Origin of the sequence: Bradyrhizobium sp. BTAi1 (assembly GCF_000015165.1) — a bacterium.
GTDB classification, from domain to species: domain Bacteria; phylum Pseudomonadota; class Alphaproteobacteria; order Rhizobiales; family Xanthobacteraceae; genus Bradyrhizobium; species Bradyrhizobium denitrificans.
Genome location: NC_009485.1, coordinates 545,304 through 569,113 on the forward strand (window position 1 = coordinate 545,304; position 23,810 = coordinate 569,113).

The window sequence follows — 23,810 nt, forward strand, 5'->3', positions numbered from 1 at the left end:
AACAATGCACACGATTGTGCGGCGGATCGCCTGGCGGTTCCAGCGCCGTGATCGCGTGAGCCGCTCAACTTCGCGCGATGGTGGCGGAATTTTAAGAGGCCGGCCCTCCCGGGAGCTGGACCCGCGCGGTCGCCGCGACGGCGGCGAGCTCCCTCACCGCGCCACAACCCGCCGCGCCAACGCCAGCCCCATCAGCACGAAGGCCGAGGTGACCTCCGGGCCGCCCACCAGGATGCGGGTCGGGGTCTTCATCTTGTTCCACTCATAGGCGCGGTACGGATGCCGCCGGCCGCCTTCGCCGAACGCTGCAACGATGCAATGCACGGCCGGAGCGAAGCTCGCGGCGGCGCCGCCGAGATGGCCGAGCGCGATCAGCGCCAGCGCCGCGTCGAACGGGTTCATCTCGCGGCCGATCAGCTCGTCCTCGACATAAGCGAGCACGCGCAACCGGATCAGCTCGAATGCGCCGTCGGGATCGATCGCCTGCCGCGCGGCCGGCGGCAGCGCCATGAAGGCGTGGTAGCAGCGGCCGAAATAGGCGCAATACAGCTCCGGCAGATAATAGATGTGCGACCGCGGATCGGCAAAGGCGCCGCTGATCACCAGCCGTTGCTGGAAACCGACGATCCGCCTGACGACGTCGAGCCGGCCCTCGGTCTCGAGGATCTGCCAGCGCGACAGGTTGCGGAACGAGACTTCGAGCACGTCGAGATTCAAGGTCGGATCGAGGTCGTTGCCATAGGGCCGCTCGCCGGCCAGGCTGTCGATCCAGGTCGCGATGCCGCCTTCATAGTCGATATTGTCGTTGATCGGCACCGTCACCCGCGGCTCGTTGCTGCCGGCGCGGACCTGATAGCCGGCATAAAAGTCGACCAGCGGCTGCGCGAGGATCGGATCATCCGAGCCGGCCTGCGTCGCCGCCGAAAACGAGCACGCCGTCGTGTCGCAATCGGGCACGTAAACGCCGAAGCCGAGATCCTGCTTGATCTGGGTGAAGAAGCGCGAGAAGCGCGGATGCGGCGGTGGCGCCAGCGCGGTGACGACGTTGTAGCTCTTGCCGTCCGCGCCGCGCACCTCCTCGCGGCTCGTGGCGAGGCAGAACGCGACCATGTCGCCGATCGCGCCGCGCGCCGCCAGCGTCTGATCGGGCGAGGCCAGGCCGGTCTCGACGTAGCTCAGCAGCGCCTCGGTAAAGAAGGCGTCGTAATAGGCCGAGCGGTGGCGGATTTGCACCGGCTCCCACATCGGCTCGGCGATGCCGCGCCACGGCGGATGAATCACCGCCGCGGCCGGCGAACGGGCGATGAAGACGCGGGCCAGGTTGAACAGCAAGGTCGAGTTCTTGTAGCCGCGGGCGTCGAGGCCCTTGAGCGCCATCAGCACCTCGCGGCCGCCGAGATCGGGATCGCCGATCAGGTTGAAGGCGGCGTAGGTCGGAATGAAGCCGTTGCGCGCGTAGGAGCCGAGCAGGTCGGCGCCGCAGGCCCGGATCACGCGGTCGATCTCGCTGGATGGCGGCATCGTGACGGCGGTCGTCCGGCGCGGCGGCGCCGGATGGCGCAGCGCGATGCTGTCGACCAGTTCGGCGATCGGACGGCCGACCGCCCCCCAGTCCGGCGTCGGATTGTCGCGGGCGAGCACCAGCGCCTCGCGCAGCGCCGCGAGGCGCGCCGGCTCTTTCAACTCCGGCAGGCCGGCCCGGCGCAACAGAGCGCGCAGTGCGGGATTGCCGAGCGCGGTTCGGTAGAACTTGGCCAGATGCGGGTCGCCGCGGCCGGGCTGGCGCAGGATGGGATCGCAGACCTCGTAGAGTGAGGGACCGTCCTTGCGGGCCGTCAGCGCGCGGCAGGCCGCGCCGGCAAAATACTGGAAACTCAAAATGGGACTCGCGGGTTGTCGAGGCGGGATCAATGGCATGCGCTGCTCGAAACGCCCGGCAAACGGCTCGTCACACGCATGCACCCGTCAAACTGGCATGCTGCGCGGGCAAAGACAACGTGACCGGGATCACGGCTCCGACCGGCGATTTGGCCGCAATGTGGCATTCGGGCGGTCCCGCGGAGACCCTTTGGAGAACGGCGCCATGGTTAAATTTTCCTTGATTTACAAGTGCTTGAAAAGTCAACGGTGTTTGGATGTTGCCCTGCTTGCGGGTTCGGGTTAAGCCTTTCTTCGTTGCGGTGCCGCAAATTGCGCGCAATTCGACGACACATCGTCTCGCAACCCCTCAAACCTCAGAGGCGCCCGCGCGACCCAAAGGTGCGATCCTTTGGTGCCGCATGGACAGGCTCGGACCAGGATTGACGTGATGACCGCAAGGCAGCCTTCCTTCTCCCGCCGTTCGGCCGTGATCGCCGCCGCGTTGCTCTGCACGGTGTCGCTCGCGATCGGCGCGAATGCTGCCTTGAACAAGCGCTCGCTCGAAGCCCCGAAATCTGCCGCCGCCGAGCAGGGCGTTGCATCGACCGGCAACGGCGCGCGGCTCGCGCTCGTCATCGGCAATGGTCACTACCCCGACGCCAACGCGCCGCTGGCCCAGCCGATCAATGATGCCCGTGCGCTGACCGGCGCGCTGCGCCGCGGCGGCTTCGACGTCGACGTGGTCGAGGACGCGAGCAAGGACGATCTGGCCCGCGCGGTCGAGCGCCTGACCGCGAGAATCAAACCGGATTCGGTAGTGATGCTGTTCTTCGGGGGCTACGCGATCCAGGCGGGCCGCGACAGCTACATGATCCCGACCGATGCCAAGATCTGGAAGGAAGCGGACGTCCGTCGCGAGGGCACCAGCATCGAGAGGGTGCTCGACGCCGTCAGCGAGAAGGGCGCCCGGGCCAAGCTCGTCGTGATCGACGCCTCGCGCCGCAATCCCTTTGAGCGCCGCTTCCGCGCTTATTCGCATGGCCTCGCGCCGATCAACGCGCCCGCCAACGCGCTGATCATGTCGTCGGCGACGCCCGGCAAGGTGCTCGACGACCCGCAGCAGGCCAACAGCGTGCTCGTCTCGGAGCTGCTCAATCAGCTCGGCAAGAGCCCGAGCGCCGAGACGGTGTTCAACAAGACCCGCAATGCGATCGCGCGCAGCTCCGACGGCGAGCAGGTGCCGACCGTGTCATCGTCGCTGGTCGAGGACATCCGCCTCAGCGCCGATGTCGCCAACGCCGGCAGCTGAGCCTCGGCCGCTCTCCAACGATCTTCCTGATTTGTACCGGCTGCCGCTCTTCACGAGTGGCAGCAAACCCGTGCGACTTGCTCGGTCTGCGCCTCTCCCCGCCCCCGCCGCCCGCGGCGAGAGGGAGCCCACCGCGCACGCCGCAGCGGCTCCCGACCTTCGCCGAGCGGCCAGCGGCGCGCCTTGCCACGTCGCCGCCCGTCAGTTGCTCGCGAGCACCGGCCGCACCGGGTCGCCTTCCCGCAACAGCGCGCCGGCGCGGGCGACGACCACCTCGCCCTCGTTGAGCCCGTCGCGGATCTCGACCTGGCCGCCGGCCATCAGGCCGATCTCGACCCGCTTGGTCTCGACCCGCTGATTGCGGACCACCTGCACGACGGTCCCGTCGGGATCATACAGGATCGCGGTCAGCGGCAGCGCGACGCCACAGCTCTGGCCGGTCTTGATGACCGCGCGGCCGAACGCATTCACCAACAGCCGGGCGTTGCCGGTGATGGCGATGAACGCCTGGCCGAGCTGGCTGTTGGGCTCCACGGTGGGCGCGATGCGGCGGATCTTGCCGTCGACCTCGCCGGCGCCGACGATCCGGATCCGCGCCGTCTGGTTGACCGCAAGCCGGTTGATCTGCGCGCTCGGCACCAAGCCCACCAGGTCATATTCGTTGCGGGCAATGATCGAGAACAGCGCCTCGCCGCGGCCGGAGGCGAAGGCGCCGATGGTGGCGGTGGATGTCAGGATGGTCCCGGCGACCGGCGCCTGGACCATGATCGTGCCGCCCTCGGGCGGCGTCAGCCGCGCCAGGTTCTGCCCGGCGGTGACGGTGTCGCCGGCATCGACCAGGACCTCGGCGACTTTCAGTCCGGGACGGTCCGGCCGCACCGCGGTCTCGTCGCGGGCGAGCACCATGCCGGACACCTCGACGGTGTTGTCGAAGCAGGCCTTGGCCGCCTTGAGCACGCTGACCGCGGCGCCTCTGGGCGCGGTGTCCTCGGCCGCCATGGCCGGGCTCGCGGCCGCGCCCAATGCCAGGAGGCCGAGCGCCGTGAGCATCGGCATCCGGCGGGACGTGGCGGCAATTGCGGCATGTCTCATGCGAAACCGATCCTCGCGAACCCGATCCATTCGAACGGCTGCGTCCGAATAGCAGACGCGCCGCCGCCGGGCCAGCCGACCCGCGTCCTCGTATAGTCGCGCCAGCCGGCCGCGACGTTCAGCGCCGTCGTTGATTGAACGAGCCCGAATTTCCTCGCGGCTGCGCAACTCCCGGCAACGCGCAAGGCTACGGATCGCCCTCGCCGGCACCTGGCGCTTTCATGGCCGCGACGACGCCGCGGCGCTCGGCTTCCTTGACGACGAAGTCCGTCGCCAGGATCTCGCCGTTCTCACCAAAGATTCGCACCGGCAGCCCGGCCCGCAGCGCGAGCATCACGGTATTGAGCGTGCCGCGGCTGCGACCATCCCAGAAGGCAGCGATCTCGTCGACTCTCCGAACCAATTCAGCATTACGGAGAGGGCCAGCCTTCCGGCCATGCCGTTTCCAATCGGCCTGAATGATCAAGGTCGGCAAGCCCAGACTCCGCGCCGCCTCGATCGCCCACGTGTCGACACCCTGCGCGCCGCCGGAGACCACGCAGGTGTCGCACGGCAGCGAGGTCACGAAGGATTCGACCAGAGCCCGGCTCGGAAAGTGCCGTGACCCGACGATGCCGACGACCTTCGATGCGCCGTCCATGCAGACAGATCCTTCTCTCACAGCGGTGGCCGCCGATTTGCTTTGCCGATCGTCTCTTCCTTTGCTCGCTTTGGCATCCAATCGTTTCGAGACAGCAGATCGGAGGTGTGCCGCGGCAAGATCGCGCGCGTTCACGCCGCAGCACCTCATCGCCGAATTTGTCTCGTGAGTTTAAGCTGATTTGGGCTGTCCAGAGCTTCTGGAAAAAAGAAATCGCTTGCGACGTCGGGCAAATCGGGTGGAGAGTTCCGCCCGTCCTGCCTCATTGACGAGGGGCGCTTCGCGAACGTCACGACGCGTTGGGGTGGGATGCGATGGCCGCGATGTGGTGCAGCGTGCTGGGCACGCCGACGTACGCCATGTCGCGGACGGTGAAGTCGCAGGGTCCTGGCCTCCCGACGCTGAGGTCCGCGCAAGGCGCCAAGCGCGCTTTGTCGCCACGGTGGCAAACAAGCCCGGTCACCGGGGAGCTTGCGTATAATCCGTAAAGCCACCGCGCAGGGAGGGCCGGGTCGTTTCGGCTGTACCTGTGGTTCTGCCGCGTGCTTGTTTTGCTGCACGCGGACCGCAGGCTTCAGCCGAGGCCTGGTCCTCCCTGCGCCCTTGTCTCGAAGAGGGTGTCGCAATGATCACAGCTCGGACGCGACATGCGCCGCGAGGGCGCGATGTCATGTTTGGACGGCTCCTGCGGTCGATACAGGTGCCATCACCCGGTCGAGCCGGGGCGATGACGACGGCAAACTCAGCCATGCGTCGGGACGGTGGACGCGACGCTCATGCTTCACCTGATTGTGGCGCGCCGCTATCGCGCAAACGACCGCGACGGCGCCACATGGAGCGCGTAGGCATCGGCAGCTTCGTTGACGCGCGGATAGAGCTCGGTGACCAGCGGATCGTGCCCTGGGATGAACCGGTCCGGATGTCCCGCGAGCCGTTCGATGATCTCCCAGCCCAGCGCCATGTCGCCGACATTGTAGACAATCGGAAACGGACTGCGGCGCTGCAGATTGGCGTAGTAATGTGCTGCGTCGGAGGCGAGCACGACGGGTCCGCGCGCGGTGTCGACGCGCACCACCTGCAGCCCGTCGGAATGACCGCCGACCCGGTGCACGGTGACGCCGGGGGCGATCTCGCCGTCGCCGCTGTGAAACGTGACGCGCTCGCCATAGACATGGCGCGCCATCGTGGTGACGTGCTCGACCGAGAACGGGTGCCGCAGCAGGCCGTTGCACATGCAGCGTCCCGTCGCATAGGCCATCTCGCGCTCCTGCAGATGAAACCGCGCATGCGGGAAACGGTCGAGATTGCCGGCGTGGTCGTAATGCAGATGGGTGACGATGATGTCGCGGATATCGGCGGCGTTCACGCCGAACAGTTCGAGCGCATCGACCGGGTTGCGGGTCAGCTTGCGGTTGCGCGCCTGGGCCTCGGCGGCGTTGAAGCCGGTGTCGACCAGGATGTCGCGCCCTGCGCTGCGAATCAGCCAGACGAAGTAATCGAGGTCCTGCGCGACCGCCTCGTGCGGATCCGGCTGCAGGAAGTTCATGCTCGGCATGCGCGGCGACATCGTCGCATAGCGCAGCGCGTAGATTTCGGCGGCGTTCCCCATGATGCCCGTCTCGTTGATGGCCATTGGCGGGCATCGAGCCACCGCGGGCAGGCGGCGTCAATCGCTGCGGCGCGCGAACCGGATCGACCGGCGGCCCGACACAGTGTGAGGCGCCTCACTGGCGTTCGCCTTGCTTCGTTGCATGTTCCGACTGTGGCGATCGAAAGACGCCGCCGAGATCCGCCTGCCGTGGCGATTCTTCAACCGGCCCAAGCGGTTGACGAGTCGTCACGGCGATTTGATAATGCCTGACGCGTGGGTTAAGGTCGCCGCGGCGCAAGCTGGACGGCGCCTGATTGCTGGACCGCTGGACCGCCATCGTGATGACTGCTCGCCTGCTGTTGCTGCTCGGTTTGATGTTTGCCGTGGCGTTCTCTGGTCCCGCGCTGGCGGCCGGCGATCGCATCGCGCTGGTGATCGGCAATGCGAAATACCCGGATGCCGAAGCGCCGTTGAAAGAGCCGATCAACGATGCGCGCGACCTCACCGACGAGTTGAAGCGCGACGGCTTTACGGTCGAAACGCTGGAGAACGCCACCGGCGAAGCGATGCGCCGCGGGCTCGAACGGCTCTATGGCAGCATCAAGCCCGGCTCGGTGGCGCTGGTGTTCTTCTCCGGCTTCGGCATCCAGTCGAATCGCACCAGCTACATGATTCCGGTTGATGCGCAGATCTGGCAGGAGGCCGATGTCCGACGCGACGGCATCAGCCTTGAGCAGGTGCTGCAGGAGATCAACAGCCGCGGCGCCGGGGTCAAGATCGCGCTGCTCGATGCGTCCCGCCGCAATCCCTATGAGCGCCGCTTCCGCACCGCCTCGTCCGGACTGGCGCCGGTCATTGCGCCAAGTGGTACCCTGGTCATGTACTCGGCGGCGCTGTCGGCGGTCGTGTCCGATACGGGCCGCGACCGCAGCCTGTTCGTGCAGGAGCTCTTGAAGGAAATCCGCGTTCCCGATCTGACCGCGGAGGAGACGCTGAACCGCACCCGGGTCGGCGTGACCCGCGCCTCGCGCAGCGAGCAGGTGCCGTGGATCTCATCCTCGCTCGCCGAAGACTTCTCCTTCGTGCCGGGCGCAGGCGGCGTGCGGCCCACTCCGCCGGTCGAGAGCAGCACGGCGCCAGTCGCGGCTCCGACGCCGACCCCCACGCCGACCCAGGTCGTGGTGGCGCCGCCGCTCCCGCCGCCACCTCCACCTCCGCCCCCGCCGGTCCAGAAGGCGGATGCGCCGCCGGCGCCGCCCGTTGTTCCGCCGCCGCCGGTTCCGACCCCGTCGCCCGTCATCGCGACCACCGCGCCGACGACCACCGCGCCGGCCACCAACGTAACGGCCGCGCCGCCGGTGCAGGATCCCTTCGCCGAGGACCCGACCATCAAGAGCCTGACGGCCAAGATCGCTGCCAATCCGGAAGACGCCGGCGCGCTCTACCGGCGCGGCCAGGTCTATGCCAGCAAGGGCGCCTATGCGCAGGCCATCCGCGATTTCGACGACACGATCCGGCTCAATCCGAAGGATGTCGAGGCCCTCAATAATCGCTGCTGGGCGCGCACCGTGGTCGGTGAGCTGCAGGCGGCGTTGCGCGACTGCAACGAGGCGCTCCGGCTGCGGCCGAATTTCGTCGATGCGCTCGACAGCCGCGGGCTCGTCAACCTCAAGAGCGGCGCGACCAAGAACGCGATCGCCGATTTCGACGCGGCGCTGAAGATCAACCCGCGGCTGACGTCATCATTGTATGGGCGAGGCCTAGCCAAGCAGCGCAACGGCGCGGCGCAGGAGGGCGCGCTCGACATCGCCAACGCCAAGGCGATCGATCCCAATATCGTCCGCGAGTTCGAAAGCTACGGCGTGCGCTGATTTTTGCGCGCATGCGTCGGCCGCCTCGAACCATGCGGCGCGCCGGACCGACATAACCGCGAACAGCCGGGTCGCGAGCGTGGTGTCGCGACGGGACCGGACCATGCGTTCGCGCCGATCATGCGCGAGGAGGGATTGGCAAATGACCGTATCGCAGACGAAGTCGACCTACGCTGCCAGCCTGACGGGCCTGTTCGTGGCCGTAACGCTGAGCGCCGCGGCCGCGCTGAGCGTCACCGCGGCCAAGGCTGCCGAGGATGTCACCGAAGACCAGATCGTCCGGGCGCTGGCCGGACCCAAGAAGCCGCTGACCCGCGGACTGTCGCTGTCGCCGCCGTCCGAAGCGGCGCCTGCCGCAGCGCCGGAACAGGACAAGTTCCTGCAGAGCATCCGCGGCCGTTCGACGCGCTCGCTGTCGACGGCAGAACGCGAGGAGATCGCGGCGGTCGCCAAGTCCAAGCCGAACATCGATCTCGAGATCACCTTCGACTACAATTCCGCCAATATCAGCCAGAAGTCGCTCGCATCGGTGCAGGCGCTCGGCCGCGCGCTGACCAGTCCCGACCTCAAGGGCTCGACCTTCGTCGTGGCCGGGCATACTGATGCCGCGGGTGGCGATGCCTATAATCAGGATCTGTCGGAGCGCCGCGCCGATTCGATCAAGCGCTATCTGGTCGAGAAGTTCGGCATTGCCGGCGCCGATCTGGTGACGGTGGGCTACGGCAAGAGCAAGCTCAAGGATCCGAGCCAGCCGCTCGCCGAGGTGAACCGCCGCGTCCAGGTGGTCAATATGCAGAGCAAGACGGCGGCCGCCAAGTAGTTCGGCGTCCGCATAGCGCCGACGGGGGTTGCGTGGCCAGAGATCGAGTTGACCGGATGCGTCCCGCAGTCTTGCGGGGCGCATCGTCTCGTCGGGACCTCCCGCGCTGCGTTTGCAGCCGGCGCCGCCCACTCGTGAAACCGCACTTCGCGCCGACCGGATCGAGCCTTCGATGAAGCTGCCAAAATCCCTCAAAACCGTAGCCGGCGCGATCATCTTCGTGGCTTTGTTCGCCGGCTATTACACCTACGAGCATCGCTCGCATCCGGCCGCCGAGGAGCCGCCGATGCAGGCGCAGGTGCTGGTGACGAAGGCGGTGAAGGCCTGCTTCTCCGATCTCGTCCGGGTCACCGGGTTTGTCGTTCCCCGCCGCGAAGCCGTCGTCGGCGCCGACCAGGAGGGATCGCGGGTGACGGATGTCCTCGTCAAGGAAGGCGACACCGTCACGGAGAATCAGGAGCTGGCCCGCCTGACGCCGCCCCCGCCGCAGCCGGGGGCGCCGGCTGCTGCCGCAAACCGGCCGGTGTCGCTGCGTGCGCCGGCGGCTGGCGTCGTCACCGAGGTCCGTACCATCGCCGGCGCGCCCGCCTCCCCCCAGGCCGGACCGATGTTCCGCATTGCCGTGAACAATGAGCTGGAACTCGACGCCGAAGTCCCGAGCGTTCACCTCCTGAAGCTCAGCCCGGGCCTGCCCGCGCGCATCACGCGCGATAATCTGCCCGACATCATCGGCCGCCTCCGCGTGGTGGCGCCGCAGGTCGATCGCTCGACCCAGCTGGGCCACGCCCGCATCACGCTGACCAGCAGCGCAACGCTGAAGCCGGGGATGTTCGCCCGCGCCAATATCGACGCCAGGCGGAGCTGCGGCGTCGCCGTTCCCAATACGGCGATCGATCATCTCACCATCCAGGTCGTGAAGGGCAACACGATCGAGACCCGCAGGGTGCGGGTCGGCCTGGTGTCCGACACATCGACCGAGATCCTGGAAGGTCTCGCGGAGGGTGAGATCGTGGTCGCCGACGCCGGCAGCTCGCTGCATGATGGTGACCAGATCAAGACCATGTTCGCCGAAGACATCGATCGCACGCGGGTACGCTGATGGCACTGAATATCTCGGCATGGTCGATCCGGAACCCGCTGCCGTCGATCCTCTTCTCGCTCATTCTCCTGATTCTTGGCTGGATGAGCTTCAGCAAGCTCGCGGTGACGCGGCTGCCGAACGCCGACATTCCGGTGATCTCGGTCGCGGTGGCGCAGTTCGGCGCGGCGCCGTCGGAGCTTGAATCCCAGGTCACCAAGATCATCGAGGACGGCGTGTCCGGCGTCGAGGGCGCGCGCCACATCCAGTCCCTGATCACCGACGGCCTCTCGGTCACGACGATTACGTTCGCGCTCGAGACCAACACGGATCGCGCCATCAACGACGTCAAGGACGCCGTGACTCGGGTGCGCTCCGACCTGCCGCAGAACGTCACCGAGCCGTTGATCTCGCGCGTCGACAAGATCGGTTTGCCGATCGTGACTTATGCGGCGATCTCGCCAGGCAAGACGCCGGAGCAACTGTCCTTCTTCGTCGACGATGTGGTCAAGCGCGAGCTGCAGGGCGTCCGCGGCGTCAGCCAGGTCGAGCGCATCGGCGGCGTCGAACGCGAAATCCTGGTCTCGCTCGATCCCGACCGTCTGCAGGCCATGGGCCTCACGGCGGTGAATGTCAGCCAGAGCCTGCGCGGCACCAATGTCGACGTCGCCGGCGGCCGGGCCGAGATCGGCAAGAACGATCAGGCGATCCGCACGCTTGCCGGGGCCAAGACGCTGAACGAGCTGTCGAACACGATGATCCCGCTGTTCGGCGGCGGCGAGGTGCGGCTCGCCGATCTCGGCACCGTCACCGACACGATCGCCGATCGCCGCACCTTCGCGCGCTTCAACGGCGAGCCGGTGGTGGCGCTGGGCATCAAGCGCGCCAAAGGCGCCAGCGACGTGGTCGTCGCTGCGGCCGTGCAGAAGCGCATCGACGAGGTGAAGGCCGCGCATCCCGACGTCGATCTCAGGCTGATCGATACCTCGGTCGAATTCACCAAGGGCAATTACGAGGCTGCGATCTCGACCCTGTTCGAGGGCGCGATTCTTGCCGTCATCATCGTGCTGCTGTTCCTGCGGGACTTCAGGGCGACGGTCATCGCGGCGATCTCGCTGCCGCTGTCGATCTTCCCGGCCTTCTGGGCGATGGATATCCTCGGCTTCTCGCTGAACATGGTCTCGTTCCTGGCGATCACGCTGTCGACCGGCATTCTGGTCGACGACGCGATCGTCGAGATCGAGAACATCGTGCGCCATATGCGGATGGGCAAGTCGCCCTATCGCGCGGCGCTGGATGCCGCGGACGAGATCGGTCTCGCGGTGATCGCGATCAGCCTCACCATCATTGCGATCTTTGCGCCCGCAAGCTTCATGTCGGGGATTGCCGGCCAGTTCTTCAAGCAGTTCGGCATTACCGTCTCGGTGCAGGTGTTCTTCTCGCTGCTCGCCGCGCGGTTCGTCACGCCGATGCTGGCGGCCTACTTCATGAAGCATCACGATCACGAGGATCCGCCGCCGGGCTTCATCCTGCGCGCCTATCAGCGCATCGTGACCTGGTCGGTGCAACACTACTTCGTGACGGTGCTGCTCGGCATCGGCATCTTCGCTGCCTCGATCTGGAGCACGACCCTGCTGTCGCAAGGGTTCCTGCCGGCGCAGGACGCGGCGCGATCGCTGCTCGCAATCGAGCTGCCGCCCGGCGCGCAACTCGCCTACACCGAGAAGGTCACCGAGGAGATCGTGGCGCGGCTGCGCAAGCGGCCCGAGGTGCGCAGCGTCTTTGTCGACGGCGGCAGGCTGCAGGGGGCGATGGAGGTTCGCCGCGCCGGCATGATCGTCAACTACACCCCGAAGACCGAGCGCAAGATCACCCAGAAGGAGCTCGAACTCGCGATCACCAAGGATCTCGAGACCATCCCCGACATCCGCTTCTGGTTCACGGATGAGAACGGTCTGCGACCGATCAAGCTGGTGCTGACGGGGTCTGACCCCAAGCTGGTCGACAATGTCGCCAGCGAACTTGCGTCGCAGATGAAGCGGATCCCGATCATCTCCAACGTGGTGTCCGACACGTCGCTCGACCGGCCGGAATTGCGGGTGCAGCCGCGCGCCGATCTGGCCGCGCGCCTCGGCGTGTCGACTGAGAGTTTGTCGCAGACGATTCGCGTCGCGACGATCGGCGATGTCGGGCCTGCGCTGGCGAAATATGATGCGGGCGGCCGCCTGGTCCCGATCCGGGTCCAGCTCGAGGATGCCGCGCGGGGCGATGTGAAGATCCTCGAACAGCTGCGCGTGCCGCTCGGCCAGTATGGTGAGAAGGGTGGCGTGCCGCTGGCGGTGGTCGCCGACATCAAGCTCGATCAGGGCCCGACCAGCATCAGCCGTTACGATCGCGGCCGGCAGGCCACGGTCTCGGCTGATCTCGTCGGGCTGGCGGCGCTCGGCGATGCGACCAAGCAGATCGACGACCTGCCGGTCCGGAAAAGCATGCCGGCGAGCGTCAAGCTGATCCCGTCGGACGATGCCGAGAGCCTGAACGAGCTGGCGTCCGGCTTCATCACGGCGATCACGGCGGGGCTGATGATCGTCTATGCGGTGCTGGTGCTGCTGTTCGGCACCTTCCTGCAGCCGATCACGATCCTGTTCTCGTTGCCGCTGTCGATCGGCGGCGCCATCGGCGCCTTGATGCTGACCGGCAAGCAGCTCACGATCCCGGTCTATATCGGCATGATGATGCTGATGGGCATCGTCACCAAGAACGCGATCATGCTGGTCGAGTTCGCCGTCGAGGCGATCCATGCCGGCACCAGACGCGACGAGGCGATCATCGATGCCGGCATGAAGCGGGCCCGTCCGATCGTCATGACCACGATCGCGATGGTCGCGGGCATGATGCCGAGCGCGCTCGCGGTCGGCGCGGGCGGCGAATTCCGTTCGCCCATGGCGCTGGCCGTGATCGGCGGGCTGGTGTTCTCGACAGTCCTGTCGCTTCTGTTTGTGCCTGCGATGTTCCTGGTGATGGACGATCTCAGCACGCTGTTCGGACGGCTCGGCCGCCGGCTGATCGTGTCTGACGGAACGGACGAGCCGGGCCACGACGCGGAGGGCGGACACGCCCAGAGGCCGCGGCCCTCGGTAGTGTCGCCGGCGGCGGAGTGAGAATCCAGGCGCGGGGGGCGCTCAGTTCGCCGTGATCGGCTGACGCCGTTGCGCGCTCACGTCGTCGGCGACATTCGGCGCGGGCTCGCTTGGTGGGCTGGTCTCGGGCGGCACGATGATGGCGACGAAGCGCTGGCTCGCTCCGGGCCAGCCGAACAGCTTGGTGCGCAGCGAAATCTCGGCGCGCACCGACCGCCGCGCCCGCGCCGCGACGGCGCTCATGCCCGAGATGCAGGAGATGTCGGTGTCGTAGCACAAGGCGGACCAGCCCTGCGCGGTCAGCGCCGCGGCCGGAGTTTGCAGCTCGTACGGATGCACGAGGCTTATCTCATAGCGGGGATGATCCGGGCTGTAGAATGCGGCCGCGAAGGCGAGCCCGTCATCGCCGCCCACGGCGGCAAGCGGACGGCTCGAGACCGACTGCCAGAGGCGATCGAGCTCCGCCACAGCCGGCTGGTAGAAGTTGCGGCCTTCGCTGAGCGGCACATAGTTGCGGTACAGCGCGTGAAGGGGGGCTGCGACGGTCGCGGCGAATGCGGCGATGCCGATCGTCGCCGCGGCGAGGTTGATCGTCGCGGCGCGGGAGGGCTGGTAGCTCGCCCCGCAGACGATCACGATGACAAACAGGAAGACGCCCTGCAGGCCCCATAATGGCGGCATGTCGGTGCCGAACACGACCGAGGTCAGGGCGGGCAGGGCGACCGTGCCGATGCTCATCATCGCCAGCAGGCGGAGCCCGGCGCCAAGACTGAGGGCATCGTTCAGCACGCGGGCTGGACGGGGGCGTGTCATCGCGAGCCAGATCAGTCCGGGAATGCCGCCGATGCCGGCCATCGCCAGAAAGAAGCCTCCGCCTTCGATCAGGGCAGCCGCACCCGTCTTGCCGACGTGATGTGTGATGGCGTGCGAGAACGGTTGTGCCCCGGTCATGCCGAGCCAGATCAGATGCGGCGTCAGTGCGGCCAAGCCGGACAGCGCGGCGACCCACGGCGCCGACGAGGCGAAATAGGCGCGTCGCTCGCGGTGACACAGCGCGGCGATCGCGAAGCTGGCGATCAGGAAGATGGAGTAGTACTTCCCGAGCATCGCCAGTGCCGCGGCGAGGCCGGCTGCGATGGCCCATCGGACATTGCGGGTCTCGTACGAGCGCAGGAAACAGTAGGTCGCCAGCGGCCAGCTCGACAGCAGGACCGCGTTGGCGTTGAAGCGCTGCGCGTGCAGCTGATAGACGGGAAGCAGCATCAGCAGCAGCAACACGATCAGACGCTTGTCGTCGCGCGCGAACCGCCGCGTGATCAAGTCCACGGCCCAGAGGCCTGCCGCGGCGTTGGTCAGCGCCAGCAGGTTGAAGGACCAGTTCGTCAACGGAAACGCGCTCGTCCAGGCGCGCGCGGCCCAGCCCATCAAAGGCGGGTGCTTGCTCGAACCCCAGGCGAAGCTGCGCCCGAGCGACCATGTCTCGATCACGTCCTGGTGCAGGTCGCCGCCGACATAGGCGATCGAGAAATAGATCATCCAGACCGCGACGAAGCCTGCGATCAGTGCCGGCACGGCCCAACCGTCCTCGACGGCGTCGATCCAGATCGCAAGGGCTCTGCGCCAGCGCGGGATCGAGCCGCTGGTCTCGATCCCAATTGCCGGCCACGCAAGACTCATGAACTCACTTCCACCCTAGGTTCTGGCGCGCGAACTCCGCCCCGCGCGTTCGACGCGCAGGTGGATGGCGCTCATGGCTGCCGAATTGACCCCTGTTAGAACTGTTAAAAAGAGTTCATGTCGCAAATTGTGAGGTGCCGTGGCCCAATTGCGATCATGTTTGGCCGCTGCGGACACCGAGCGATGCACAGCGCTCGGTTCCGGTCACAGAGTGGACGCGGAGCGGACATGGTTCTCGCGAGCGTGGCGTGCAGTCCGACGGACAAAGCATCATCAGGGCGCAGCGACGTCGGTGGAGGTTGGGCTGAGTCTACTCGTTCCGTGCGATGGTGTTGAGCTTGGTCAGGTCATGCAGCAGGATCCGGCCGCGTTGCAGGTCCAGGATCTTGTCCTTGCGCCACGCCTGAAGCTGGCGGTTGACGCTCTCGCGCGCCGCGCCGACGAAGATGCCGAGCTGCTCCTGCGAGATATGCACCTCGGAGCCGAAATCCTCCGCGAGTGCACAGAGCCGGCGTGCGAGTCGGATCGGCAGCGGCTGCAGCACCGACTCCTCCATCCGCTCGCTCTGCCAGCGGATGCGCTGACACAACAGCTGGATGATCTTGATCGCGACCTTGGGTTCGCGCTCGAGGAAGCTGAGGAAATCCTCGCGGCGGAGCACGAACAGCTCGGTCGTCTCTCCGGCCGTGGCGTCGGCGGTGCGCTCCTGTCCGTCGAGCACGGCGACCTCTCCGAACAGGTCGCCAGGGCCCATGAAATTGAGGGTGAGCCGGCTGCCGTCCGTCGCGCCGGTCTCGATGCGGATCTGGCCGCGCCGGACTCCGAACAGGGCGTTGCCGGGATCGCCCTTCTGGAACAGCACCTCGCCCGATGACAGATGCTGGGTATGGCACAGGTTCGACAAGCGCTGCAGCTCGTCGGCGCCGAGGTCCGCGAACATCGGGTTCATCTTGAGAATGACCGCAAATTCGGCCTGCTTGCTCATCACTATACCTTCAGCAATGGTTTGAAAGCCCCAGTTACATAAACCGCTCGGGCAGAAGTGTGTCATAAGTCACATAATGACGCACGTGCTTACGACTATTTTCGCCGCTCCTGGAGCAGTCCGCGGCATCTGGGATAGATATCGGATTGAACCGGGTCGGCGTTGCCGCACGCTAACCCGTGTAGACCGCTCGCACGTCGCGAATGGGACATCGACATGAAAGCATTGAAGATCGCAGGCGGGTTGGTTGGCGCCGTCGCCGTCGTGCTCGTCCTGGCGCTTGCCTTTGGCCTTCCGGCGAGTGTTGTGACGGCGGCGATCCAGGACCGCGTCGAGCGTGACACCGGATATCGTTTGAGCATCGCCGGCTCCGCGAGCATCAGCCTGTGGCCATCGCTGCATGCGACGCTGACCGACATCACGCTGCTCGATCCGAAGGACCGAGACGGCAACAACCGGCTGACCGTCGCCAAGCTGCAGGCAGATATGGCGCTGTCTGGCCTCTGGTCGGGCCGGCCCGACATTGCCGAGGTCATCGTCGACAAGCCTACGCTGTATTTGCCGCTGCTGCGTGAACGCCTGCGCGACAATGCGCCGCGCAACCGCGCTCCGGCAAAGTCGGACGCCGCGCCGTCCATCCGGATCGAGCGGGTCACGATCAGAGACGGGGCTGTCATCCTGTCCAATCCGCGCGACCGCGTGGAGAATCGCATCGACGGCATTGGCGCGACGGCATCGCTGGGCGGGGACGGCAGGATCAAGCTCACCGGTACGGCCCGGGCGAGCGACCGTCCCGTCAGCTTCGAGGTCAATTCGACGGCCCCGGGGATGCCGATTGATCGGCAGACCCTGCCGGTCGAGTTCAAGCTCGAGATGGCCGATGCCTTCCGCGGTGTTCTGGCCGGCCGCGCCGACCTGCGCCTCAATGGACCGTTGGTGATGATCAACGGGCTCAGCGGCACCCTCGGCGGCGGTGATTTCAACGGCTGGGCCTCGGTCGATGTCGCCAGCAAGCCACTCGTCAAACTTGATCTGGATGTGCGGCGGCTCGACCTCGGCAGTCCTGCCGCGCCACGCAACGCCGGCGCTTCGGGATGGAGCACGGCGGCCATCGACCTGCGCGGCCTCAACTACGTCGATGCCCGCGTGAAGCTGTCGGCGACCGACGTCGGAGTCGCCGGTGCTCGCCTCGGCCCGCTGGAGGTCGAATCGTCGCTGGCCGGCGGCGTGCTGAAGGCGACCGTCGCCAATCTCGGTGCCTATGACGGACAGGCCAGCGGTGAGGTCGTGATCGATGCCTCCACCGGCAATCCGGCCTACGCCATGCATTGCGACGTGGTCGGCATCCGAGCATTGCCGTTGCTGCAGAACCTCGCCGGTTTCGACAGGCTCGACGCACGCCTGCAGGGCAAGTTGGCGCTGCGGTCGAGCGGCGCCAGCCAGCAGGCCATCATGAGCAATCTGAGCGGCTCGGCGTTCCTGCTGTTCCAGGATGGCGCCATCCGCGGCATCAATGTCGCGCAGATGATCCGTTCCTTGACCTCCAACCCGCTGTCCGGCTGGCAGGATTCGAAGGAACTCACGACCGATCTCACGCAATTGTCGGCCTCCTTTCAGGTCGAGCGTGGTCAGGCCGCGACCGGCGATCTCAATCTGATCGGACCGCTGGTGAAGGTCACTGGCGCAGGCACCATCGATCTCGGCAATCGCGTGCTGGCCATGCGCGTCGAGCCGAAGCTGGTGATGACCACCGAGGGGCAGGGCCGCAACTCGGATCCGATCGGGCTCGGCATTCCCGTGGTGATCGACGGCCCTTGGAGCCAGCCGCGCTTCTACCCCGACATGGCCGGCATCCTGGACAATCCCGACGCTGCCTACGCCAAGCTCAAGCAGATGGGTCAGGGCCTGTTCGGCAAGGACAATGCGGGACTCAACAACCTGATCAACGGCCTCGGCGGCTTGATCGGCAACTCTGCCCCGACCGGTACGGCTGGCGCGAATGGCGGGCCTTCGGCAGCGGCGCCGAGCGGGCAGGCGCCGACGACAGGGCAATCCGATGTGCTGGGCGGGCAGCTCGGCGCGGCGATCGGCAATCTGATTCAGCAGGGTCTGCAGCAAGGCGCGCCGCCGCAGGGCCGCAGCCGAGGCCGTACCCTGAACCCGTCGGAAAGCGCCGCACCGCTGCTGCAGTCTCCCCGGGCCGCGCAACCCCCGGCGACGGACGCTGGCCAGGACGCTGCCTCGGCGTCGGGCAACCCGCCGGATGCCGCGATGGACGGCGCGCCGGACAGTCAGCCAATGAACGATGTCTTGAAGCGCATCTTCAACAGGTAATATGACGCCGCAGACCCTTGCGGTATCATCCGAATGGTGGATGACGTGCGCGTCCCAATGGCCGAGGATGTTCGCGGCGGCTTACACCGCGGTCCGCACCGAATGATGTCCGAAACGACCGGTTCTGCCGCGTCATTCTGTGCTAAACGGTGTTCACGGCGGACCGTCTCAGCGTGGGAACGGTCCTGTTTGTGAAGTGCCGTTGTCGCGCAACACGGCAACGAACGCGCTCGTCCGGCAGGCTTGATCGGTCGCTGCGCGCGAGGGGTCCGGATGAGCGGGGTCGAGGAGAGAGGCTGGTCGCTGCGGCAGGGTCTGTTCGCCAAATATGTGGTGTCGCTGGTCGGCCTCGTTGTCTTCGTGCTGGCCGTGAATGGTGCGACGGAAACCTGGATCAGCTACCAATCCACCAAGGCGAGCCTGACCGCCGCGATGGCGGAAAAGGCCGATGCGAGCGCCCGGCGGATCGACCAGGCGCTCTCGGACCTGCAACGACAGATCAGCTGGGTCACGCGGGCGAGCGCCAATACGCTGGAGCTGCGGCGCGCCGACTATGTGCAGCTGCTGAGCCAGGCTCCGGCCGTGCGGCAGCTTTATCAGCTCGATGGCCAGGGGCGCGAGCAGCTTCGGGTCTCGCGCACCTCGATTGCGTTCTCCTCCGGCAACGATCTGTCCCGCGACCTGCGCTTCACCGACACGGTCACTCACGGCAGCAATTTCTCGGCTGTGACCTTCAAGGGCGCGCAGCCCATGATGTCGATCTCGGTCGCGCATTCCGGCTTCAATGCCGGCGTCACCGTGGCCGATATCGACCTCGACTTTCTCGAAGACTTCATGACCGAGGCGCAGGTCGGAAAAGTCGGCATCGCTTATGTGGTCGATCCGCGCGGGCAGGTGCTGGCGAGTTCGGCGAAGGGACCGGCTGTCGGCCAGGACCTTGCCAGGCTGCCGCAGGTCGCCGCGGTGCTCACGCCCGATGGCCAGTCGCTGAATTCCGGGACCGACAGTGATGGGCGCGCTGTGCTGTCGGCTGCCGCCGTGCTGCCCAAGCTCGGCTGGGCCGTGTTCTTCGAGCAATCCACGGCGCATGCGCTGGCCCCGATTCGCGACCAGCTTTTGCGCGGCGCGCTGCTGATCGCGCTCGGACTGGCCGTCGCGACGCTCGCCGGCTCGCTGCTGGCCCGCCGCATGCTCGTACCGATCACCGCCTTGCGGATGGGCGCGCGGAAGCTCGGGGCCGGAGATTTCGCCCAGCGCATCGAAGTGAAGACGCATGACGAGCTGGAGGAACTCGCCGATCAGTTCAACAGCATGGCCGGCCAGCTTGCCGAATCCTACGCCGTGCTCGAAGCCAAGGTCGAGGAGCGCACAAGAGATCTCGCGCGTTCGATCAACGAGCTGAAGGTGCTGGAAGAGGTCGGGCGGGCGGTGGCCTCCTCGCTCGATCTCAACGCCGTGCTGCCGACCGTGGCGGCGCGCGCCCTTGAGATCACCCAGGCCGACGCCGTGCTGATCTACTCCTACGAGGCTGCCGAACGCCGGTTCAGGCTGGTCGAGGCCAAAGGCGTCGAGCGGGCGCAGGATGGCGCGCACACGATGCTGGATGGCGCGACGAGCCTGCTGGCCGACTCGATCCGCAGCGGTGAGCCGATCGCGATCGCGGAACTCGAAAGCGCCCCGGATCATCCGCTGCGCGACGTCGCGATCGCCGCCGGCTTTCATGCAGTTCTGTTCACGCCGCTGGTCGATCAGCAGGGCGTGCTCGGCGCGCTGGTGGTGCTCAGGCGATCCGCAGGCGCGTTTTCGCCAAATCTGATCGGTGTGATGCGCACCTTCGCCCATCAGGCCGTGCTGGCGATGCGCAACGCGCGGCTGTTCACCGAGGTCGATCAGAAGGGCCGCGAGCTGGCGCTGGCGCACGATACCGTGCAGCAGCAGGCGGTAAAGCTCAGGGAACAGACCGAGCAGCTGCGCGAATGGAACAAGTCGCTGGAAGAGCGCGTCGAGAAGCAGCTTGGCGAGATCGAGCGCATCCGCCGGCTCGAGCGCTTCCTGGCGCCGCAGGTCGCGCAGATCATCGCATCCTCCGACGGTCATGATGCGTTGTTGGAAAGCCACCGCCGTGAGGTCACGGTGGTGTTCTGCGACCTGCGCGGCTTCACCGCGTTCACCGAGACGACCGAGCCCGAAGAGGCGATGAACGTGCTGCGCGAATATCACGCCGCGCTCGGCAAGCTGATCTTCAAATATGAAGGCACGCTCGATCGCTATGCCGGCGATGGCGTGATGATCCTGTTCAATGCGCCGATCCCGTTCGACGACCACACCACGCGCGCGGTGAAGATGGCGCTCGAAATGCGCGACGAGATCGGCCAGCTGACCGAGCGCTGGAAGAATCGCGGCCACAGTCTGGGCTTCGGCGTCGGCATCGCGCTCGGCTATGCCACGCTCGGCCAGGTCGGTTTCGAGCACAGGTTGGAATATGCGGCGATCGGCAGCGTCACCAACCTTGCCTCGCGGTTGTGCGATGAAGCGAAAGCGGGGCAGGTGATCGTGTCGCGCCGGGTCTATGGCGTGGTCGACCAGTCGGTCGATGCGCGGCCGATCGACGATCTGCATCTGAAGGGCTTCAATCACCCGGTGCTGGCGATGGAGATCCTGCGCTGGCGCGGGGAGAGCACCGCGCCTGTCGATGTGCCTGCGGAGCGCCGGCGATCATCCTCGTGATCACCTGGGCGCCGCCTCAGGCTGCGTTTTGTTTGTTGAGCGTGATTGTTTCGGACGACCGGTTTTCGCGATGGCGGATCATGCTCCTAATAGGCCTGTTTCGCGTCCGCCTCCTCGCTGGTCTGGATCAGGTCGAGGCTCGCCTCGATCTTGCCGATGAGGCGGTCGAATGCCCTGCGCTCGTCGGCTGACAGGCACGCCATGATCTCGCGCTCGCGCTGCTGCAGCCGGGGAATCAGTTCCTCGTACAGCGTCTTGCCCTTGCGGGTGAGGCGCAGGCGGAATTCGCGCCGATCCTCGGCATTCTCGACGCGTTCGATCAGGCGCCGCTCCAACAGCGCGGTCACGGCGCGGCTGATCGTTGACTTATGCGTGCGCGTGCACTCTGCGACATATTGCGCGCTGCAGGCTTCGCGGCGAAACCCGAGCGTCGCCAGCACGCGCCATTCGGGAATGTCGAGGCCGTAGCGCTCGCGATATTCGCTGGCGAGCGCGGCGCTGACCTCCGCCGCCAGGCGGTTCAGCCGAAATGGCGCGAACTTGAACAGATCGAGCCGCTCCTCCGCATGTGGCGCTGCGGCATTTCGGCTGGCTTCAACCGGCTTGGGCTGGCGCCTGGACGCCGTGTCGGCGGGATTTGCCACGCTCGCGCTCCGATTTTTGTGTTGACGCGGCCGAGGCCGTCGGCTTTAGAATAGTTGCAGGTGAGACTATCTGGCAAGATGCCAGTCGCGCTCACCCGAGGAAATGTCGGTCGCTTCGAAATTCGTCGCTTCGACAGCTCAAGAAACCACAAGGCGAGCAAGCCATGGTGCAGGTCAATCCGGGGCAGGGCGCAAGCCACGCGAAGGTTCAGTTCGGCTATCACCGGCACGGCGATCAGGATCGGGCCGCGCCGGCCGAACATCCGGTCGTCGTCGTGGGCGCCGGCCCGGTGGGCCTGTCCTTCGCGATTGATCTCGCGCAGCGTGGTCACGCGGTCGTTGTGCTGGACGATGCCGATCGGATCGGCGAAGGCTCGCGCGCGATATGTTTCTCCAAGCGTTCGCTGGATTATTGGGACCGGCTCGGTGTCGGCGACCGCATGGTCGACAAGGGCGTGGTATGGAACGTCGGTCGCATCTTCCACGGGCCGTCCGAACTCTATCAGTTCAATTTGCTGCCGGAGCCGGGACACAAGCGGCCGGCCTTCATCAACCTGCAGCAATTCTACGCCGAGGCGTATCTCGTTGATCGCGTCAACGAACTGCCGGAGATCTCGCTGCGTTGGCGCAACAAGGTGACCGCGCTGGAACAGCGCAATGATCGCGCCGTCCTGACGATCGAGACTCCCGACGGCCCCTATCGGCTGTCGGCGCGATATGTCGTGGCCTGCGACGGCGCCCGCTCGTCGCTGCGCCAGATGGTCGGCGCAGGCTTTTCCGGCAAAGTGTTCGAGGATCAGTTCCTGATCGCCGACGTCAAGATGACCGCGGAGTTTCCGACCGAGCGCTGGTTCTGGTTCGATCCGCCGTTTCATGCCGGTCGCTCGGCGCTGCTGCATCGCCAGCCCGACGACGTCTGGCGCATCGATCTGCAGCTGACCCCGGACTGCGATCCTCAGGTCGAGAAGAAGCCCGAGAACGTGCGGCCGCGCATCGCACGCATGCTCGGCCATGACGAGTTCGAATTCGAATGGATCTCGATCTACAAATTCCAGTGCCGGCGCATGCAGCGGTTCATCCATGGCAGCGTGATCTTCGCTGGCGATTCCGCGCATCAGGTCTCGCCGTTCGGCGCCCGCGGCGCCAATTCGGGTCTCGAGGATGCGGAGAACCTGTCCTGGAAGCTCGATCGCGTGCTGCGCGGAACCTCGCCATCGCAGCTACTTGAGACCTACCACATCGAGCGCAGCGCCGCGGCCGATGAGAACATCCGCGAATCGACCCGTGCCACCGATTTCATGGCGCCGGTCAGCGCGCAGGAGGCGCGGCTGCGCAAGGCGGTGCTGTCCCTGGCTAAGGAGACCGAGTTCGGCAAGCGCATGGTCAATGGCGGCCGGCTCTCGGTGCCCTCGGTCTATGAGACGCCGCTGTCGACGGCCGATGCCGAGGAATGGCAGGGCGGGCCTTGTCCGGGAACTTCGATGCTGGATGCGCCGCTCAAAGCGACCGATGGACGGCACCTTCATCTCACCGATGCGTTCAATGTCTTGGGCCGGCGCTTCACGTTGCTGGCTTTCGCCAATGGCGGGGACGTCGATGCGCCCGACGAGGTGGGCGTCGTTCGGATTGATGGAGATGACGGATTCGCGGACGCCGAAGGCTTCGCTGGGAAACGCTACGATGCCAAGCCCGGCACCGCCTATCTGCTCCGTCCCGACGGCTACGTCGCGGCCCGCTTCCGGCATCCGACGCGGGCAGCGATCGCGGCCGCCGTGGCGCGCGCGTCCGGCCTGAACTGAGGGAGCAGATGATGGCACTCTCGACCGCCTCGAATTTCGCCAAGCCCGACGACGCCTTCCGCGCCGTCGTCGAGGCGCATCGCGGGCTCTCGGAGAAGGACAGCGCCGATCTCGATGCGGCGCTGGTCCTGATCCTCGCCAATCACATCGGCGACATCACCGTGTTACGCGAGGCGATCACGCTGGCGAAAGGCCGCATGATCGACAGCGTTCAGCAGCAACAACAGCAGCAGCAATAGCGAC

The 23,810-nt window shown here is 66.4% G+C and carries 16 protein-coding genes; 9 read left to right on the forward strand and 7 right to left on the reverse strand.

Going from position 1 to position 23,810, the window contains the following annotated elements:
* Positions 1 to 153: 153 nt before the first annotated feature.
* Positions 154 to 1,878, reverse strand: a complete 1,725-nt coding sequence (locus BBTA_RS02610) for a hypothetical protein (protein ID WP_012040879.1) — start codon at positions 1,876 to 1,878, stop codon at positions 154 to 156.
* Positions 1,879 to 2,308: 430 nt separating this feature from the next.
* Between BBTA_RS02610 and BBTA_RS02615 the strand changes: the two genes are divergently transcribed.
* The gene (locus BBTA_RS02615; protein WP_041750274.1) at positions 2,309 to 3,169 is read left to right on the forward strand and encodes a caspase family protein; all 861 of its coding nucleotides are present in this window, start codon (positions 2,309 to 2,311) and stop codon (positions 3,167 to 3,169) included.
* Between the two features lie 201 nt (positions 3,170 to 3,370).
* Here the strand turns inward: BBTA_RS02615 and BBTA_RS02620 are convergent, their stop codons facing one another.
* The 3 genes from BBTA_RS02620 to BBTA_RS02635 all read right to left on the reverse strand — a co-directional run bounded on the left by BBTA_RS02620 (position 3,371) and on the right by BBTA_RS02635 (position 6,510).
* Complete coding sequence (locus tag BBTA_RS02620; RefSeq protein ID WP_012040881.1) at positions 3,371 to 4,261, reverse strand: efflux RND transporter periplasmic adaptor subunit; 891 nt, start codon at positions 4,259 to 4,261, stop codon at positions 3,371 to 3,373.
* Positions 4,262 to 4,448: 187 nt separating this feature from the next.
* Positions 4,449 to 5,036 carry a DNA-processing protein DprA gene (locus BBTA_RS38020; protein WP_168167857.1) on the reverse strand — a complete coding sequence of 196 codons (588 nt, stop codon included), beginning with the start codon at positions 5,034 to 5,036 and terminating at the stop codon, positions 4,449 to 4,451.
* A gap of 667 nt (positions 5,037 to 5,703) precedes the next feature.
* Positions 5,704 to 6,510, reverse strand: a complete 807-nt coding sequence (locus BBTA_RS02635) for an N-acyl homoserine lactonase family protein (RefSeq protein WP_041751191.1) — start codon at positions 6,508 to 6,510, stop codon at positions 5,704 to 5,706.
* A 323-nt stretch (positions 6,511 to 6,833) separates the two neighbouring features.
* Between BBTA_RS02635 and BBTA_RS02640 the strand changes: the two genes are divergently transcribed.
* The 4 genes from BBTA_RS02640 to BBTA_RS02655 all read left to right on the forward strand — a co-directional run bounded on the left by BBTA_RS02640 (position 6,834) and on the right by BBTA_RS02655 (position 13,422).
* A complete protein-coding gene (locus tag BBTA_RS02640) occupies positions 6,834 to 8,363 on the forward strand; it encodes a caspase family protein (RefSeq protein ID WP_041750276.1) in 1,530 nt (509 codons plus the stop codon).
* 142 nt (positions 8,364 to 8,505) lie between these two features.
* The gene (locus BBTA_RS02645; RefSeq protein WP_049795287.1) at positions 8,506 to 9,183 is read left to right on the forward strand and encodes an OmpA family protein; all 678 of its coding nucleotides are present in this window, start codon (positions 8,506 to 8,508) and stop codon (positions 9,181 to 9,183) included.
* A 172-nt stretch (positions 9,184 to 9,355) separates the two neighbouring features.
* Positions 9,356 to 10,282 (forward strand): efflux RND transporter periplasmic adaptor subunit, encoded by a 927-nt coding sequence (locus BBTA_RS02650; RefSeq protein WP_012040886.1) that lies wholly within the window; start codon positions 9,356 to 9,358, stop codon positions 10,280 to 10,282.
* Positions 10,282 to 13,422, forward strand: a complete 3,141-nt coding sequence (locus tag BBTA_RS02655; protein ID WP_012040887.1) for an efflux RND transporter permease subunit — start codon at positions 10,282 to 10,284, stop codon at positions 13,420 to 13,422. Before BBTA_RS02650 ends, BBTA_RS02655 begins: the two co-directional genes overlap by 1 nt.
* Before the next feature lie 21 nt (positions 13,423 to 13,443).
* Here the strand turns inward: BBTA_RS02655 and BBTA_RS02660 are convergent, their stop codons facing one another.
* Positions 13,444 to 15,078 (reverse strand): glycosyltransferase family 39 protein, encoded by a 1,635-nt coding sequence (locus BBTA_RS02660; RefSeq protein ID WP_012040888.1) that lies wholly within the window; start codon positions 15,076 to 15,078, stop codon positions 13,444 to 13,446.
* Positions 15,079 to 15,388: 310 nt separating this feature from the next.
* Positions 15,389 to 16,063, reverse strand: coding sequence for a Crp/Fnr family transcriptional regulator (locus BBTA_RS02665; RefSeq protein WP_041750277.1), 675 nt, complete (start codon positions 16,061 to 16,063; stop codon positions 15,389 to 15,391).
* A 216-nt stretch (positions 16,064 to 16,279) separates the two neighbouring features.
* On the opposite strand from BBTA_RS02665, the gene BBTA_RS02670 reads away from it, so the two are divergent.
* Complete coding sequence (locus tag BBTA_RS02670) at positions 16,280 to 18,397, forward strand: AsmA family protein (RefSeq protein ID WP_012040890.1); 2,118 nt, start codon at positions 16,280 to 16,282, stop codon at positions 18,395 to 18,397.
* A 273-nt stretch (positions 18,398 to 18,670) separates the two neighbouring features.
* The gene (locus tag BBTA_RS02675; protein WP_012040891.1) at positions 18,671 to 21,124 is read left to right on the forward strand and encodes an adenylate/guanylate cyclase domain-containing protein; all 2,454 of its coding nucleotides are present in this window, start codon (positions 18,671 to 18,673) and stop codon (positions 21,122 to 21,124) included.
* An 86-nt stretch (positions 21,125 to 21,210) separates the two neighbouring features.
* Here BBTA_RS02675 and BBTA_RS02680 read toward each other — a convergent pair whose 3' ends face one another.
* Entirely contained in the window at positions 21,211 to 21,768 is a 558-nt protein-coding gene (locus BBTA_RS02680) for a MarR family winged helix-turn-helix transcriptional regulator (protein WP_012040892.1), read from the reverse strand.
* Between the two features lie 164 nt (positions 21,769 to 21,932).
* Here BBTA_RS02680 and BBTA_RS02685 point away from each other — a divergent pair, with 164 nt between their 5' ends.
* Together BBTA_RS02685 and BBTA_RS02690 are read left to right on the forward strand one after the other, a co-directional pair.
* The gene (locus BBTA_RS02685) at positions 21,933 to 23,567 is read left to right on the forward strand and encodes an FAD-dependent oxidoreductase (RefSeq protein ID WP_012040893.1); all 1,635 of its coding nucleotides are present in this window, start codon (positions 21,933 to 21,935) and stop codon (positions 23,565 to 23,567) included.
* Positions 23,568 to 23,578: 11 nt separating this feature from the next.
* The gene (locus BBTA_RS02690; RefSeq protein ID WP_041751192.1) at positions 23,579 to 23,806 is read left to right on the forward strand and encodes a DUF2783 domain-containing protein; all 228 of its coding nucleotides are present in this window, start codon (positions 23,579 to 23,581) and stop codon (positions 23,804 to 23,806) included.
* Positions 23,807 to 23,810 lie beyond the last annotated feature (4 nt).